At 37.0% G+C, this 16,876-nt stretch carries 12 protein-coding genes and 2 riboswitches; all 12 genes read left to right on the top strand.

The genetic code is table 11. From position 1 onward, the window contains the following. The first annotated feature begins 155 nt into the window (after window positions 1-155). The 12 genes from guaB to ligA all read left to right on the top strand — a co-directional run bounded on the left by guaB (window position 156) and on the right by ligA (window position 16,873). On the top strand, window positions 156-1,610 hold the full coding sequence (gene guaB, locus JOD07_RS02955; protein WP_158741302.1) for an IMP dehydrogenase: 1,455 nt from the start codon (window positions 156-158) through the stop codon (window positions 1,608-1,610). 122 nt (window positions 1,611-1,732) lie between these two features. Beyond that, window positions 1,733-3,268: a glutamine-hydrolyzing GMP synthase gene (guaA, locus tag JOD07_RS02950; RefSeq protein ID WP_204612123.1), complete on the top strand. Its 1,536-nt coding sequence runs from the start codon at window positions 1,733-1,735 to the stop codon at window positions 3,266-3,268. 233 nt (window positions 3,269-3,501) lie between these two features. Beyond that, window positions 3,502-4,176 carry a deoxyribose-phosphate aldolase gene (deoC, locus tag JOD07_RS02945; protein ID WP_204612109.1) on the top strand — a complete coding sequence of 225 codons (675 nt, stop codon included), beginning with the start codon at window positions 3,502-3,504 and terminating at the stop codon, window positions 4,174-4,176. An 86-nt stretch (window positions 4,177-4,262) separates the two neighbouring features. Continuing rightward, window positions 4,263-4,363: riboswitch (purine riboswitch) on the top strand. Between the two features lie 116 nt (window positions 4,364-4,479). After that, window positions 4,480-5,856, top strand: coding sequence for an NCS2 family permease (locus tag JOD07_RS02940; RefSeq protein ID WP_204612107.1), 1,377 nt, complete (start codon window positions 4,480-4,482; stop codon window positions 5,854-5,856). 16 nt (window positions 5,857-5,872) lie between these two features. Then, a riboswitch (ZMP/ZTP riboswitch) is annotated at window positions 5,873-5,955 on the top strand. A 59-nt stretch (window positions 5,956-6,014) separates the two neighbouring features. Continuing rightward, window positions 6,015-8,246 (top strand): formate C-acetyltransferase, encoded by a 2,232-nt coding sequence (gene pflB, locus JOD07_RS02935; RefSeq protein ID WP_204612105.1) that lies wholly within the window; start codon window positions 6,015-6,017, stop codon window positions 8,244-8,246. Between the two features lie 20 nt (window positions 8,247-8,266). Continuing rightward, entirely contained in the window at window positions 8,267-9,823 is a 1,557-nt protein-coding gene (gene purH / locus JOD07_RS02930; protein ID WP_204612103.1) for a bifunctional phosphoribosylaminoimidazolecarboxamide formyltransferase/IMP cyclohydrolase, read from the top strand. A 253-nt stretch (window positions 9,824-10,076) separates the two neighbouring features. Next, window positions 10,077-10,955, top strand: coding sequence for a GGDEF domain-containing protein (locus JOD07_RS02925; protein WP_158741307.1), 879 nt, complete (start codon window positions 10,077-10,079; stop codon window positions 10,953-10,955). 113 nt (window positions 10,956-11,068) lie between these two features. Next, window positions 11,069-11,776 (top strand): phosphatase, encoded by a 708-nt coding sequence (locus JOD07_RS02920; RefSeq protein ID WP_158741308.1) that lies wholly within the window; start codon window positions 11,069-11,071, stop codon window positions 11,774-11,776. 67 nt (window positions 11,777-11,843) lie between these two features. Next, window positions 11,844-12,143 (top strand): YerC/YecD family TrpR-related protein, encoded by a 300-nt coding sequence (locus JOD07_RS02915; RefSeq protein ID WP_158741309.1) that lies wholly within the window; start codon window positions 11,844-11,846, stop codon window positions 12,141-12,143. Between the two features lie 59 nt (window positions 12,144-12,202). Then, window positions 12,203-14,419, top strand: coding sequence for a DNA helicase PcrA (gene pcrA, locus JOD07_RS02910; RefSeq protein WP_158741310.1), 2,217 nt, complete (start codon window positions 12,203-12,205; stop codon window positions 14,417-14,419). A 216-nt stretch (window positions 14,420-14,635) separates the two neighbouring features. Then, window positions 14,636-14,812, top strand: coding sequence for a hypothetical protein (locus tag JOD07_RS02905; protein ID WP_158741311.1), 177 nt, complete (start codon window positions 14,636-14,638; stop codon window positions 14,810-14,812). Between the two features lie 111 nt (window positions 14,813-14,923). After that, complete coding sequence (gene ligA / locus JOD07_RS02900) at window positions 14,924-16,873, top strand: NAD-dependent DNA ligase LigA (RefSeq protein WP_204612101.1); 1,950 nt, start codon at window positions 14,924-14,926, stop codon at window positions 16,871-16,873. Window positions 16,874-16,876 lie beyond the last annotated feature (3 nt).

Below are 16,876 nucleotides of genomic sequence, written 5' to 3'. Positions count from 1 at the left end.
TTTTTAGTAGAATGGATTTATTGCTTGATACAAAATTCTACATAAAATTTGAAGAAAAGACATACTTGCAAATAAAAAAGGAAACATATAAAATAGTTGACAAGGTTACAATCTTTTGATACACTTTAGCGAAAAAATTAAGGAGAGGTTGAGAAATGCATAAAATTATTAAACAGGGAGTAACATTTGATGACGTTTTATTGATACCTGCCTACTCTCAGGTTCTTCCTAAGGACGTAGATTTATCTACGAATTTGACCAAAAAGATCAGATTGAATATTCCTGTAATGAGTGCGGGGATGGATACTGTGACTGAGTCAAGAATGGCTATTGCAATGGCACGTCAGGGAGGTATTGGAATTATACATAAAAACATGTCCATTGAACAGCAAGCAGAGGAAGTAGATAAAGTAAAACGTTCTGAAAATGGCGTTATTACAGATCCATTTTCCTTATCTCCTGAACACTATGTATATGAAGCCAATGAATTAATGGCAAAATATCGTATTTCGGGAGTTCCTATAACCGAAGGAACTAAACTGGTGGGAATCCTTACCAACAGGGATTTGCGTTTTGAAACCAATCATAATAGAAAAATAAAAGAAGTTATGACAAAAGAAAATCTCATTACTGCACCGGAAGGAACGACTTTAGAAGAAGCAAAAGAGATTTTGTCAAAGTATAGAATAGAAAAGCTGCCTATTGTAGACCAGGAAGGAAATTTAAAAGGACTTATTACGATTAAAGACATAGAAAAAGCAATTTTATATCCTAACGCTGCAAAAGATTCAAATGGCAGACTGTTAGTAGGAGCAGCAGTTGGAGTTACAGCGGATGTTCTTGACAGAGTAGCAAAATTAGTAGAAGCAAAAGTGGATGTGATCGTTATAGATACAGCCCATGGACATTCCCAGGGTGTGTTGGATACTGTAAAGAAAGTAAAATCCGCTTATCCAGAATTGCAAGTGATCGCAGGAAATGTGGCAACCGGTGAGGCAACAAAAGCCCTGATTGAAGCAGGGGCTGATGCGGTTAAAGTTGGAATCGGACCTGGATCCATTTGTACAACGAGAGTTATAGCAGGGGTCGGTGTTCCTCAGATTACTGCAATTTACGATTGTGCTGAAGCTGCAAAACCTTACGGCATTCCGGTTATTGCTGACGGAGGAATCAAATATTCAGGAGATATTGTAAAAGCAATTGCCGCTGGAGCCAGCGTAACGATGATGGGAAGTTTGTTTGCAGGTTGTGAAGAAAGCCCTGGAGAAACCGAACTGTACCAGGGAAGAAAATATAAAGTATACAGAGGAATGGGTTCTCTTGCAGCTATGGAAAAAGGAAGTAAAGACAGGTACTTCCAGCAAGATGCTAAGAAGTTAGTGCCTGAAGGTGTAGAAGGCCGTGTTCCTTATAAAGGATCTGTTGAAGACAGTGTTTACCAATTGATGGGAGGCCTTCGTGCAGGAATGGGGTACTGCGGAACGAGAACTATTGATGAACTAAGAGAAAATGGCCGATTTGTTCAAATTACCGGAGCAGGCTTAAAAGAAAGTCATCCTCACGATATTCATATTACAAAAGAAGCGCCTAACTACAGTGTAGAATATTAGTTTATGGTAATCCGGATTGACAGCAGTCTTTCCGGATTTCACAATTATCGCTGATGGAAGATGCTTAATCCGACGATATCCATTGCAGCTTTAAACAATAAACTATTTTTAGGAGGAAAGCTATGAATCACGAACTGATTATTGTATTGGACTTCGGGGGTCAATACAATCAACTGATCGCAAGAAGAGTCAGGGAAGCCAATGTATATTGTGAAGTGCTTTCTTATGATACATCCATAGACGAAATTAAAAAGAGAAATCCTAAGGGAATCATTTTCACCGGCGGACCAAGTGTTGTGTATGAAGAAAATGCACCCATGGTAGAAAAAGAAATTTTTGAGCTGGGCATACCGGTATTGGGTATTTGCTATGGTTCTCAGCTTATGGGTCATGTTTTAGGAGGAAAAGTAGCTAAGGCAGACCAAAGAGAATATGGGAAGACAGATTTAATTGTTCGTACAGACAATCCATTGTTTAAAGATGTAGAAGAACAGACCGTTTGCTGGATGAGCCACACCTATTATATTAGCGAGCCGCCGGAAGGCTTTGAAGTCATTGCCACTACTGGAACCTGTCCTGTAGCGGCTATGGCAGATACCAAAAGAAAACTATATGGTGTTCAATTCCACCCAGAAGTTATGCATACGCCAAAAGGTACTCAGATGCTTAAAAATTTCCTGTATGATGTATGTGGCTGCAGCGGCGACTGGATTATGAAAGACTTTGCAGAGGAATCCATCAAGAAATTAAAAGAAAAAATAGGTAATAAAAAAGTACTTTGTGCTTTATCTGGAGGAGTGGATTCTTCTGTTGCGGCAGTACTCATTCATAAAGCGGTAGGAAAGCAATTAACCTGTATTTTTGTAGATCACGGCCTTCTTAGGAAGAACGAAGGGGACGAAGTTGAGAAAGTATTCAGAGAACAGTTTGATATGAACCTGATTCGTGTTAATGCCCAGGACAGATTTTTAGACAAACTAAAAGGTGTTACAGATCCTGAAACCAAAAGAAAAATCATCGGAGAAGAATTCATTCGTGTATTCGAAGCCGAAGCAAAGAAAATTGGAACGGTAGATTTTCTGGTACAGGGAACCATTTATCCTGACGTAATTGAGAGTGGAACTAAAAATGCAGCGGTTATTAAAAGCCATCATAATGTTGGCGGACTCCCTGATTATGTAGATTTTAAAGAAATTATCGAGCCTTTAAGAGACCTCTTTAAAGACGAAGTGCGAAGTCTAGGAAGAGCCCTTGGCATTCCCGAATTCTTAGTATCAAGACAACCTTTCCCGGGCCCCGGCTTAGCCATCAGAATTATAGGAGAAGTGACCAGAGAAAAAATAGCCATTCTTCAAGAAGCTGACTATATATACCGTGAAGAGATAGTCAACGCAGGCCTTGATAAAGAAATAGGACAGTACTTTGCAGTACTTACCAATTTACGTTCCGTTGGAGTCATGGGAGATGAAAGAACTTACAGCTATACCATAGCCCTTCGTGGAGTATCTACAACGGACTTTATGACAGCTGATTGGGCAAGAATTCCCCATGATGTATTAGCAAAGATTTCTAATAGGATTGTGAATGAAGTAGAACACGTTAACAGAATCGTTTATGATATAACCAGTAAACCACCAGCAACAATTGAGTGGGAGTAAAACTAAAAGCCCTGTAAACCGTGAAGGTTTTTAGGGCTTTTTCATTTGGATGAGTTATGATATGTTATAGTATAGAGATTGGATTTAAAAGCACTAAAACATAGTAAGAAATTTAGATGCAAATTATTATGAATAGATATTCAAAATTGTTCAAACCATATAGAAAGAATCATTTTGATATTTATACTAAATAATGTTACAATCAAAGAAATGAACTATCAGGAGGAATGAATATGGAAGATAAACAACTAGCGGCTATGATCGATCATACTGTTTTAAAGCCGGATGCAAAAGAAGAAGACATCAGAAAGCTATGCGAAGAAGCAAAAGAATATGGATTTGCTACGGTTTGTGTAAATCCCTGTTATGTGCCAATGGCAAAACATTTATTACAGGACAGTAATGTAGGCATTACAACCGTAATAGGCTTTCCTTTAGGCGCCAATACCATTACAACCAAAACTTCTGAAGTACAGGAAGCCATAGAAAATGGTGCTACAGAAGTGGACATGGTGATTAATATCGGTGCTTTAAAAGATAAAAAATATGATTATGTTAGAGACGAAATTAAAGCAGTAGTACATACTGTTAACAAAAGAGCAGTGGTTAAGGTGATTATAGAAACATCTCTTTTAACCGATGAGGAAAAGGAAAAAGCTTGTCTGCTTGCAAAAGAAGCGGGAGCAGATTTTGTAAAAACTTCTACCGGTTTTTCTGGAGGAGGCGCTACCAAAGCCGATATTGAATTGATGAGAAGAACTGTAGGAGAGACTATGGGGGTAAAAGCATCCGGAGGGGTACGAACCCGCCAGGACGCTGAAGCCCTTGTAAAAGCAGGAGCGAATCGCATTGGAGCCAGTGCTTCTGTAGCTATTATAAAAGGAGAAAAGAGCAATAGCTCTTATTAATCGAACATTATACATAAAATCAAATAAAAAGTTCGAAAAACTGTTGACAAGAAGTATTATAGTTTGCTAGAATACTTCTGTAAACATCAATAATAAATGCGTTCACTTATATAAATCTAGAAATATGGTCTAGATGTCTCTACCGACAACCGTAAATTGTCTGGCTATGGGTGAAACGAATGTTTTAGTAATAATTCTGCAGGATTATTATGTTCGTTTCCCATTGGTATGGAAACGAACTTTTTTGTTTTAAGGAAAAGCTATTGATTTTTTTAATCAAAATTACTTAAGGGGGATATTAAAGTGACGCAAGCAAAGAGCCAGCTTCAAAACAATAGCTTCTTAGAAAAAGTATTCAGACTAAGTGAGAACAATACTAATGCAAAAACAGAAGTCATTGCAGGGTTTACAACATTTATGACGATGGCTTATATTTTAGCCGTAAATCCTGGAATGTTAGCAGCTGCAGGAATGGATCAGGGTGCAGTATTTACAGCGACTGTTTTGGCAGCGGTTGTTGGAACATTAGCCATGGCATTTTTAGCAAATTACCCATTTGCATTGGCACCTGGTATGGGACTTAACGCATATTTCGTTTATACTGTTTGTTTAACAATGGGCTACAGTTGGCAAATTGCTCTAGGAGCAGTATTTGTAGAAGGAGTTATATTTATTATTTTAACGTTCTTAAATGTTCGTGAAGCAATTTTTAATGCATTTCCACAAACATTAAAGCATGCAGTTGGTGCAGGAATCGGTTTATTTATTACTTTCATCGGCTTCCAGAATGCAGGTATCGTTTCAGGAGATGCGGCAACTCTTGTAACTTTAGGAGATGTAACAAATGTTGTTACTTTCTTGGCAATATTGGGAACTTTGATTACTGGAATTTTGGTTGTTAAAAGAGTAAAAGGCTCTATACTTATTGGAATTTTAATAACTTATGTATTAGGAATTATAGCAGAATTAGTTGGATGGTATGTTCCAAATCCAGAAGCAGGACTTTATAGCTTAATTCCATCGACATTGTTCTCGGCACCTCCAAGCATAGCTCCAATAGCATTTAAACTGGATTTAAGTCAAGTATTTTCATTAAGTTTCTTTGTGGTTGTATTCGCATTCTTGTTTGTTGATTTATTTGATACTCTAGGAACTTTAATCGGTGTATCCAGCCAGGCTGGAATGTTAGATAAAGAAGGCAAACTTCCAAATGTAAAACAGGCATTATTAGCTGATGCAATTGGTACAACTGCCGGAGCATTATTTGGTACCTCTACCACCACTACTTATGTAGAAAGTGCTTCAGGGGTAGCAGAAGGAGGAAGGACAGGATTAACAGCTTTTGTTACTGCAATCTTCTTTGTTATTGCATTATTCTTCTCTCCAATTTTCTTAGCGGTACCAAGCTTTGCAACAGCACCTGCCCTCATCATCGTAGGATTTATGATGATGCAATCTGTAGGTAAAATAGATTTTACAGAAGCAAGTGAAGGAATTCCTGCTTTCCTGGCATTAATAGCAATGCCTTTAGCATACAGTATCGCAGAAGGAATTGTATTCGGAACAGTATCCTATGTAGTGATTAATGCAATAACAGGAAAAGCAAAGAAAGTTCATCCTGTAATGTATGTTTTAGCAATTATCTTTGTACTGAAATTTATTATAGAAAAAGTGGGTTAATTTTATACATTACTTCATTACTTTGTATGACTGGCGGATTAAGTGGGAGTACCCACAGGGAATACAAAGTAAAAAACGCCGACCGCCTGGGCAAACAGACCGTTTGAATCTGTTTATCCAGGCGGTCTTTTCTATTTAAGAAAATAGGAGGCGAAAACATGCAAAGAAATCCATGGAAAGGCTTTAGCGAAGGAGTTTGGCAGGAAGAAATAAATGTCAGAGATTTTATTCAGAAAAACTACAGTCCTTATGAAGGCAATGAAGAATTCCTGGAAGGTCCAACGGAAAGAACCAAAGTTCTATTAAAAAAATACACTGATTTATGCCGTTTGGAGTCGGAAAGGGGAGGGGTGCTGGATATAGATACCACCAGGGTATCTTCTCTGCTGACATATCCGCCAGGATATCTTGACAAGGAAAATGAGATCATAGTAGGGTTTCAAACAGATGCGCCTTTAAAAAGAGGTGTTAATCCTTTTGGCGGTATTCGGATGACAAGGCAGGCATGTGAAGCTTACGGATATAAATTGGACCAGAAGGTTGAAGAACATTTCGAATACAGAACGACCCATAATGACGGCGTATTCAGAGTGTATACTGACGAAATGCGAAAGGCCAGAAAAAGTGGTGTAATTACTGGCCTTCCTGATGCTTACGGCAGGGGAAGAATTATTGGAGACTATAGAAGGGTTCCATTATATGGTGTAGATTTTCTGATAGAGGAAAAGAAAAAAGATAAAGCAAAGCTTGGCAAGCGTTTGATGGACGATGAAAATATCAGACTTTCTGAGGAACTTTATCGACAAATCGATTTTTTGGAAAAGTTAAAACAGATGGCTCAAATGTATGGATACGATATTTCAAAACCTGCATCCAATTCCAAAGAAGCAGTTCAATGGCTATACTTTGCATATTTAGGAGCTATAAAAGAACAAAACGGAGCAGCCATGTCTTTAGGGCGAGTGAGTACATTTTTAGATATTTACTTTGAACGGGATTTAAGAGAAAATCTTTTTACAGAAGCAGAAATTCAAGAAATCGTAGATGATTTTGTCCTGAAACTTAGAATGGCAAGAGAACTTAGAACACCTGAATACAACGAGTTGTTTGCAGGAGATCCCCTTTGGATTACGGAATCCATAGGAGGCATGGGAGAAGACGGAAGAACTTTAGTGACGAAAACCTCCTATAGATTTTTACATACCCTTTATAATTTAGGTCCAGCGCCGGAGCCGAATTTAACCGTGCTGTGGTCTAAAAATTTGCCAAAACCATTTAAACGTTATTGCAGCAGAGTTTCTATTGAAACAGACTCGATCCAATATGAAAATGATGATATCATGCGGGAAATCTATGGAGACGATTATGCTATTGCCTGCTGTGTATCGGCTATGAGAATAGGAAAGCAAATGCAGTTTTTTGGTGCAAGATGTAATCTGCCCAAAGTACTTTTAATGAGCTTAAATGGTGGTGTGGATGAGATTACTAAAGAGCAGATAGGTCCCAGCAGAAAACCGATTTCAAGAGACATTCTTAGCTACGAAGAAGTGATGGACCGGTTTTCCTTTTATCGTAAATGGCTTTGTGAACTGTACGTTAATACCATGAATGTGATTCACTATATGCATGATAAATATGCTTATGAAAAATTGCAAATGGCGCTGCATGATACAGAAGTTGAAAGATTTATGGCTTTTGGGGTTGCTGGTCTTTCAGTTGTTGCGGATTCTCTTAGTGCAATAAAATATGCAAAAGTTAGTCCGATTCGAGATGAAAACGGCTTGATTATTGATTTTGAAATAGAGGGAGATTTCCCAAAGTATGGTAATGATGATGAGAGAGTAGACAGTATTGCAAAAGAACTGGTAAAAGATTTTTATGATGATCTAAAGAAAATTCCGGCATATAGGAATGCAAAACATACATTATCTATCTTGACCATTACTTCTAATGTGGTTTATGGCAAAAAAACTGGAAATACGCCTGACGGACGAAAGAAAGGAGAACCCTTTGCGCCGGGGGCAAATCCCATGCATAACAGGGACACAAAAGGGGCTTTGGCTTCTCTTAATTCGGTGGCTAAGATTCCTTATGATTGCTGCAGGGACGGAATATCCTGTACTTTTAGTGTTGAGCCCAATACTTTAGGGAAAACAGAAGAAGCCAGAATTGACAATCTGACAGCTATATTGGATGGATATTTTGCAAAAGGGTCTCATCATTTAAATGTAAATGTTTTAAACAGAGAGAAACTTCTAGAAGCTATGGAACATCCGGAAAAATACCCTAACTTGACCATTCGCGTATCTGGCTATGCAGTGAATTTCCATAAACTAAGCAAAGAACAACAAGAAGAAGTTATTAGCCGAACATTTCATGGCAAATTATAAAAAATGGGAGGAGATTCAATATGAAAAGAGCATTAATTAGTGTTTCTGACAAAACTGGGGTAGTGGAATTTGCAAAGCAAATCAGTGAATTAGGCTTTGAAATTATTTCCACAGGAGGAACTGCTAAAGCGATTATGGATGCAGGCATCAAAGTCATTGGAATTTCTGAAATTACGGGCTTTCCAGAATGCCTGGACGGAAGAGTAAAAACCCTCCATCCTAACATTCATGCGGGACTTCTGGCGATCAGAAGTAATCCAGAACACATGAAGCAATTAAAAGAACTGAATGTGGACACCATTGATTTGGTAGTAGTGAATTTATATCCTTTTAAACAAACTATTTTAAAAGACAATGTAGAATTGGAAGAAGCCATTGAGAATATTGATATCGGCGGGCCTACAATGATTCGTGCAGCAGCTAAAAACTATCAGGATGTAGCAGTGATCGTGGATCCCAAAGACTATGATAAGGTTATAGAAGAATTAAAAGCAAAGGGTGAAGTATCTAAAGAAACTAAATTTTATTTAGCGTCTAAAGTGTTTGAGCATACGGCAAGTTATGATACCCTTATTGCAAATTATCTCAGAAAGCAAAGAGGGGCTGAGGACTTCCCGGAAACTCTAAGCTTAACCTTTGAAAAAGTTCAGGATATGAGGTATGGAGAAAATCCTCATCAAAAAGCTGCATTTTATAAAGAAATCGGTAAGAACACAGGATGTCTTAGTTCTGCCATTCAGCTTCATGGAAAAGAACTTTCCTTCAATAATATTAATGATACCAATGGGGCTCTGGAACTTCTTAAAGAATTCGATGAACCCACCGTGGTGGCCTGCAAACATGCAAACCCCTGCGGTGTAGGAAGCGCTGACAATATTTATGATGCATATATGACGGCTTATAAAGCTGACCCAGTGTCGATTTTCGGAGGAATCGTTGTAGCCAATCGTGAAATAGACGAAAGAACCGCAGAGGAAATGAATAAGATCTTTATTGAAATCATTGTGGCACCTTCTTATACCGAAAAAGCTTTAGAAATTCTAAAGCAAAAGAAAAACCTTCGTATATTGCAGCTGGATCACATTTCTGTTAAGCAGCCGAAAGGCTCTTATGATTTGAAAAAGGTAGCAGGGGGATTACTGGTTCAGGAGGTAGACAATGTATTGCTGCCTGAAGAAGAACTCAAAGTAGTAACCAAAAGACAGCCTACCGAAAAAGAAATGGAAGATTTATTATTCGCATGGAAAGTTGTTAAATATGCAAAATCTAACGGAATAGCTATTGCTAAGGATAAGCAATCTTTAGGTATAGGACCGGGACAAGTGAATAGAATTTGGGCTTGTAAACAAGCTATTGAACATTGTATCGAGCAAATAGGGGAAGAGGCATTAAAAGGAGCGGCTCTTGCCTCTGATGCATTCTTCCCGTTCTCAGATTGTGTAGAGGCAGCGGCGAAAGCAGGAATTACTGCGATTATTCAGCCAGGGGGCTCTGTACGAGATCAGGAATCCATTGATGCCTGTGATCAATATGGAATAGCTATGATATTTACAGGTATGAGACATTTTAGACATTAATAAAAGGGTAATGTGATCATCGTTCTAATTGATATGAAAAAGTATATTAAGAAAAGATAATGCAAAATATACCCTATATGAAGACCTTACAAAGGGTCTTCTATAGGGTGTTTTTAATTTAAATTAAAATGATGCGTTTAGTTTATAATAATAATGTTGTATTTTATACTGAAATAAATTACTATAAATGTACAATACTTATTAATAACAAATTAGTGCTAACAGATAATGGATTGCAAGAGGAAGGGTACGAATGAATGGTATAATTGATGATAACTTATTACAGCAGATTAAAGCATATAAGAAGCTCTTTGACAGTGTCAGAATTGTAGAACCTTTTACAAATAAAATTCTTTTCAAGGACGGGGAAATCATAGAAGATTCTGCTTTTTGTTATACTTGTGAAATGGAACATAAAGCGTGTACAAAATGTATTGGTCTTGAAGCATTAAAAAGCCAGAAATCTTTTATGAAAATACAACACGTTGGAGATAAAATGTTATTGGTTTTCTCTGTTCCAATAGAAGAGAACGGGAAACTGGTCTTAGAGCTGATTAAAGATATTAGTGAGGGATTGGTTATTGAAACAATCTATCGCAGTCGGGAACATGACTTGCAAAATATTGTGCAAGATTTAAATACCCTGATCATGAAAGATCCCTTGACCAATCTTTATAACAGAAGATATATGGACAGAATGTTACCTCAGGAAATCAGCAAGTGTGATAAAAAACATCCATTATCTATTGCCATGATTGATATTGATCATTTTAAGACGATTAATGATACGTACGGTCATAATGTAGGAGATATTGCCATAAAAGCAATTGGTGACATATTATTAAATTCTATCAGAAATGAATCGGATTGGGCAGCAAGGTATGGAGGAGAAGAATTTTTAATATGCTTGCCCAACACCAGCAATGAAAAAGCCTATAAGGTTCTGGAAAGAATCCGAAAAACTATAGAAAAAACAATGATCAGATTTGACGATAAGAAAATTAATATTACCGCTTCCTTTGGATTATTTACGATAGACAGCAGTGAATTTGCTGTGGATGAGTTGTTTAAATTTGTAGACCATAAACTTTATCAGGCAAAAGAACAGGGACGAAACAGAGGTATTAAATAAAACTTGATTTTTCAAATTTCATCGGATGTGTTACAATAGTACATGGACATAATAAGCAAAGCGGAATACATAAGATGAATTTAAGGAAACGTAGTTGAAGGAGATGTAATTTAATGAAGTATGTTTTAGACACTCACTGTCATACAGTTGCCAGTGGGCATGCTTACAGTACAGTGCAGGAAAACGCAAAAGAAGCTGCTAATAAGGGCTTAGAACTGATCGCTATTACAGACCATGCCGCAACGCTTCCCGGCGGCGCCCATCTGTTTCATTTTCATAATTTGATTGTAATTCCCAAAAAGATCTATGGCGTAGAAATTTTAAGGGGAGCAGAAGTTAATATTTTAGATTTTGAAGGCCATGTAGATCTGGAGGAAGAAACATTGGAAAATCTTGATATGGTTATAGCCAGTTTCCATCCTCCATGCATAAAACCTGGAAGCATCCAGGAAAATACGAATGCATTGATTAAAGTGATGCAAAATCCCCATATAGATATTATTGGACATCCAGGGGATCCGAGGTATCCTATAGATATTAAAGCTGTCGTTGAGGCGGCTAAAGAATATGGTACACTTCTTGAGATCAATAACAGTTCCTTAAAGCCAGACAGTTTTAGAGCAGGAGGTTCTGATACAGTCCGGGCAATTATTAATGAATGCATTAGGATGGATATGCCGTTTGTTTTTGGAAGTGATGCGCATATATCTTATGAAGTTGGAAATTTTGAACACATTGAAAAACTTATTGAAGGAATGGAAATACCGGAACATTTGATTGTGAATACATCTGTGGCATTGCTAAAAGGTTTTTTAGCTTGACTTGTGCTCCTTTCATACTATACAATATTAAAGAACTGGTATGATAAAGTTGGAAAGGAGTACTCCAATGAATTCAAAAATTAAAGATGATGCTACGGACCATCTTTTCGAGGCGATTTTACTGCTTGAAAATATAGATGAATGCTATTCATTTTTTGAAGATATATGTACCATTCATGAGATTAAATCCCTGGCACAAAGATTAGAAGTGGCAAAGATGCTAAGACAACGTAAAACGTATTCGGAGATTACTGAGAAAACGGGAGCTTCAACAGCAACTATCAGCAGAGTCAACAGGGCATTGACTTATGGCTCAGATGGATATAATATGGTACTTGATCGATTAGAAAAAAATAATAAATTATAAACCCTTTCCACATTTTGTTGGAAAGGTTTTTGTTTAGAAAAGAAAAAAGGAGAATAGGTATGAATTTAGTAGAGGGTTTGAATCCAAAACAAAAAGAAGCGGTACTGCAGACAGAAGGGCCGGTATTGATTCTGGCAGGAGCAGGTTCTGGAAAAACAAGAGTACTAACCCATAGAATTGCTTATCTTATTCAAGAGAAAAATGTTCTTCCATGGAAGATTCTTGCAATTACATTTACAAATAAAGCTGCTAAGGAAATGAGAGAAAGAGTGGATCAGCTGGTTGGAAAAGGAGCTGAAGAAATTTGGGTAAGTACATTCCATTCAGCCTGTGTAAAAATTCTTAGAAGAGATATAGATAAGATCGGCTATAGCCGTTCTTTTACTATTTATGATACGGCAGACCAGAAGGCACTGATTAAAGAATGCCTGAAAGAATTAAATTACAATGAGAAAAATTATCCTGTGAATTATGTGCTGGGAGAAATCAGCAATCAAAAAAATGAGTTGATTTCTGCCAGTGAGTATGAAAAAAATAGTGCAGGGGATTTCAGAAAAGAAAAATTAGCCCATATTTATACCCTTTATCAGAAAAAATTAGCAGGAAATAACGCCTTGGACTTTGATGACATTATTTTTAAAACCGTAGAATTATTTATTTACCATCCAGATGTCTTGGAACATTATCAAAACAGATTTGAATACATCATGGTAGATGAGTATCAGGATACCAATACTGCCCAGTACAGATTGGTAAGATTATTGGCCTCAAAGCACGAAAATCTTTGCGTTGTAGGAGATGATGACCAGAGTATTTACGGCTGGAGAGGGGCAAACATAAGAAATATACTGGACTTTGAAAAAGACTTTAAAAACGCAAAGGTCATTAAACTGGAGCAAAATTACCGTTCTACCAAGGTAATATTGGATGCAGCCAATGCAGTGATTAAGAATAATTATGGAAGAAAAGCAAAGGCGCTTTGGACGGAAAATGAGCAGGGAGATTTAATAGATGTTCGTGAAACGGAAAATGAACATGAGGAAGCAGAGTTTGTTGCAAATGAAATTGTAAAGCAAATCGAAAAAAGAGGAAAAGAATATAAGGATTTTGCTGTGCTCTATCGCACCAACGCTCAATCCCGTGTAGTAGAAGAACACTTTATAAAACATGGAATCCCTTATCGACTGCTTGGGGGTGTCAGATTCTACGAGAGAAAAGAAATCAAAGATTTATTGGGATATTTAAGAGTGATTTTAAACCCTTCGGATGATTTATCTTTAAAGAGAATTATTAATGTACCCAAGAGGGGTATTGGAGATACAACCATTGGTAAAGTAGAAGAAGTTGCTTCAAATTATGATATGAGTTTTTTTGATGTGATCAGAGAGGATGAAATCGTATCACAATTTGGACGAGCAGCATCAAAGTTAAAAAAGTTTGCAGATTTAATTGGAGTTTTGCAAGCGCAATCCCAGCTGGGAACCGTTATGGAACTTATTGAGAATGTACTGGAACGCACAGGTTATTTAAAAGAGCTGGAAGAAGAAAATACAGAAGAGTCAAAAGAAAGAATACAAAACATCAAAGAATTGATATCTAAAGCAGCAGATTATGATCAAAATGCAGAAGAACCAAGTCTTGAAGGATTTTTGGAGGAAGTTTCTCTTGTGGCGGATATTGATAACTATGATGCAGAAAATAATGCAGTAGTATTAATGACCCTTCATAGTGCAAAAGGGTTGGAATTTCCTTATGTTTTTATTACCGGTATGGAAGAAGGTATCTTCCCCAGTTATATGAGTGTTGTATCCGAAAATGAAGATGCAGTTGAAGAAGAAAGAAGATTGTGCTATGTAGGTATTACAAGGGCAAGGCAAAAACTTTATTTATGTTATGCCAAGTCCAGGATGCTCAGGGGGCTTACACAATATAACAGGGCTTCTAGATTTATTTCCGAACTTCCCCAAGAACTGATTGCCGTCGGAAGCAAAGCCAAAAAGGCAACGGATCCTTTAGCTGGAATAAGACCAAAGAATAAAGTACTGCATACTTATACACCTTATCAGGGTGCTGTATCAAACAACGCCAATAGTTCTTCTGACAATTCTCCTCTGGAATTTGGATGCGGAGATTTAGTGAAACATATAAAGTTTGGAGTAGGAACGGTGGAAGATATTCGCTATGCAGGAGCGGATTATGAAGTTACAGTATTATTCCCTAAATTTGGAAGCAAAAAATTAATGGCCAGACTAGCGAAATTGAAGCTGGTTCAATAAAATTAATTTATAAAAAGTGGAATAAATCGAAGTAATTCTATAAAAAATAAAGATAATCAAAGATAAATGCATTTATTTAATTATTTTGGCAAATTTAAACTCATGGAAAAATTGTAATAAAAAGTAAATTATGTTATAATGCATTCAGTTAATCGATTCAATGAATGATTCCGATTTTCTCTATAGAGACAATATTAACCAGGAAAGTGGGATGTCATGAAGAACGAAAATAGTCCTGAAATTGTGAGATTAATTGAAGTTACAAAGAAGTTTATTGAATTTGCCGGGAAGCTTCTGGATAACGGGAAGATAACGCAGGAGCAGTATACCGCCATGACCCAAAACAAAATTCGTTTTCTTAATGACATGGAGAGAAAATTAATCAGCAAATAAAAATACAGACCAGGGAGTCTGTATTTTTTTTATATATTGTTGTATCATAGAAGAATACAATATATTTATGATGCTCACTACATAAGAATGCTTTATATAAGGAGAAAGAATATGGAAAGTATGAAAAGAATGAAAGAATTGATTCGTATTCTAAACGAGGCGTCTAAAGCGTATTATCAGGAAGATAGAGAAATCATGTCCAATCAGGAATATGATGCTCTCTATGATGAATTGGAAAGATTAGAGAAAGAAACCGGCATTGTATTGGCGGATAGTCCTACTCAGAAGGTAGGGTATGCACTCCTTAGCAGTCTTCCAAAAGTAAGACATAATCAAAGGATGTTATCCCTGGACAAGACGAAGGACATTTCCAAGTTAAAGAGCTTCTTAGGGAATCAGAAAGGGATTCTTTCCTGGAAATTGGACGGTCTTACTATTGTTCTTACCTATAGGGAAGGGCATTTGCAGCAGGCAGTCACCAGGGGGAACGGTGAAATAGGCGAAGACGTAACGAATAATGCAAAGGTATTTAAAAATATTCCTCTGCAGATTCCTTTTAAAGAGGAATTGATTTTAAGGGGAGAAGCAGTGATTAAGTATTCTGACTTTGAAAAAATCAATGAAAAGCTTTCTCCAGAAGAACAATACAAGAATCCCCGGAATTTATGCAGCGGCAGTGTAAGGCAGCTGAACAATGAAGTTACGGCCAAAAGAAATGTTTACTTTTTTGCTTTTAGCCTTGTTACTGCAGAGGGGAAAGACTTTGGAGATTCCAAGTTAAATCAATTAAAATGGCTGGAAGCCATGGGGTTTGATGTTGTGGAACATAAACTGGTAGATAGGGGAAATATTGAAGAAAAAGTTTATGAATTTGAAAAGAACATTCCATTAAACGATTTTGGCTCGGATGGTTTAGTTCTTACCTATGACAGTATATCTTACTCTGAATCCTTAGGAACCACGGCTAAGTTTCCAAGAGACTCTATTGCGTTCAAATGGAAAGATGAAATGAAGGAAACCAAACTCTTATATATTCAGTGGAATACCTCCAGAACCGGATTGATTAATCCTGTGGCTGTATTTGAAAGTGTGGAACTGGAAGGAACAACAGTAAATCGTGCCAGTGTACATAATTTAAGCATTTTGGAAGAACTTCAGTTGGGTATTGGGGATACCATAAAGGTATATAAGGCCAATATGATCATTCCTCAGATTGCGGAGAATTTAACCAGAAGCAATAATATTGAAATACCCAGGGAATGCCCTGTATGCAAAGGAGAAACGGAAATAAGGCAGCTTAGAGAAGGTAAAGCCCTATACTGTACCAATCCTAACTGCAGTGCCCAAAGAATTAAAGCTCTGACCCATTTTGTTTCCAGAGATGCTATGAATATTGAAGGCCTTTCAGAAGCAACCCTTGAAAAGTTCGTTGCCAAAGGTTTCATAAAAGTCTTTATTGATATCTATTATTTACATAATTATGAAGAGGAAATAAAGAATATGGAAGGATTCGGAGAAAAGTCCTATAATAATCTGATCCATTCCATAGAGAAATCAAAAGATGTTGAACTGCCTAATTTTATATATGCTCTGGGCTTAAATCATGTAGGTTTAAGCAATGCCAAGTTATTATGCAAACATTATCAGTATGACTTAGACAGAATCCTTCAATGTACGATGGAAGATCTCATGGAGATCGAAGGATTTGGAGGAGTGATTGCCCATTCCATATTCAGTTACTTTAGTCAGGAGGAGAATAAAGAGCGAGTTAAGAAGTTGCAAAGTGTATTAAGGATCAAAGAAAAGCAAAAAGATGATAATGTCCAAGTTCTGGCAGGCAAAACTTTTGTAATCACAGGGAGTGTGGAACACTTTAAAAACAGAAAAGAATTAAAAGAAAAAATAGAATCCCTGGGAGGAAAAGTGACAGGAACAGTAACGGGTAATACGGATTATTTAATTAATAATGATATTCACTCCAATTCTTCGAAGAATAAAAAGGCAAAAGAATTGGGTATTCCGATTATCACAGAAGAAGAATTTTTAAAATTTCTTCCTTAGTCC

This window comes from Defluviitalea raffinosedens (assembly GCF_016908775.1).
Taxonomy (GTDB): Bacteria; Bacillota; Clostridia; order Lachnospirales; family Defluviitaleaceae; genus Defluviitalea; species Defluviitalea raffinosedens.
The sequence above is the reverse complement of the archived record's forward strand: the minus strand, read 5'-3'. Positions and strand labels throughout refer to the sequence as shown.

What these genes read in the sequence shown, in the direction of transcription:
- guaB (WP_158741302.1), top strand. Translation starts at nt 156, where the DNA reads ATGCATAAAATTATTAAACAGGGAGTAACATTTGATGACGTTTTATTG.
- guaA (WP_204612123.1), top strand. Translation starts at nt 1,733, where the DNA reads ATGAATCACGAACTGATTATTGTATTGGACTTCGGGGGTCAATACAAT.
- deoC (WP_204612109.1), top strand. Translation starts at nt 3,502, where the DNA reads ATGGAAGATAAACAACTAGCGGCTATGATCGATCATACTGTTTTAAAG.
- pflB (WP_204612105.1), top strand. Translation starts at nt 6,015, where the DNA reads ATGCAAAGAAATCCATGGAAAGGCTTTAGCGAAGGAGTTTGGCAGGAA.
- purH (WP_204612103.1), top strand. Translation starts at nt 8,267, where the DNA reads ATGAAAAGAGCATTAATTAGTGTTTCTGACAAAACTGGGGTAGTGGAA.
- JOD07_RS02925 (WP_158741307.1), top strand. Translation starts at nt 10,077, where the DNA reads ATGAATGGTATAATTGATGATAACTTATTACAGCAGATTAAAGCATAT.
- JOD07_RS02920 (WP_158741308.1), top strand. Translation starts at nt 11,069, where the DNA reads ATGAAGTATGTTTTAGACACTCACTGTCATACAGTTGCCAGTGGGCAT.
- JOD07_RS02915 (WP_158741309.1), top strand. Translation starts at nt 11,844, where the DNA reads ATGAATTCAAAAATTAAAGATGATGCTACGGACCATCTTTTCGAGGCG.
- pcrA (WP_158741310.1), top strand. Translation starts at nt 12,203, where the DNA reads ATGAATTTAGTAGAGGGTTTGAATCCAAAACAAAAAGAAGCGGTACTG.
- JOD07_RS02905 (WP_158741311.1), top strand. Translation starts at nt 14,636, where the DNA reads ATGAAGAACGAAAATAGTCCTGAAATTGTGAGATTAATTGAAGTTACA.
- ligA (WP_204612101.1), top strand. Translation starts at nt 14,924, where the DNA reads ATGGAAAGTATGAAAAGAATGAAAGAATTGATTCGTATTCTAAACGAG.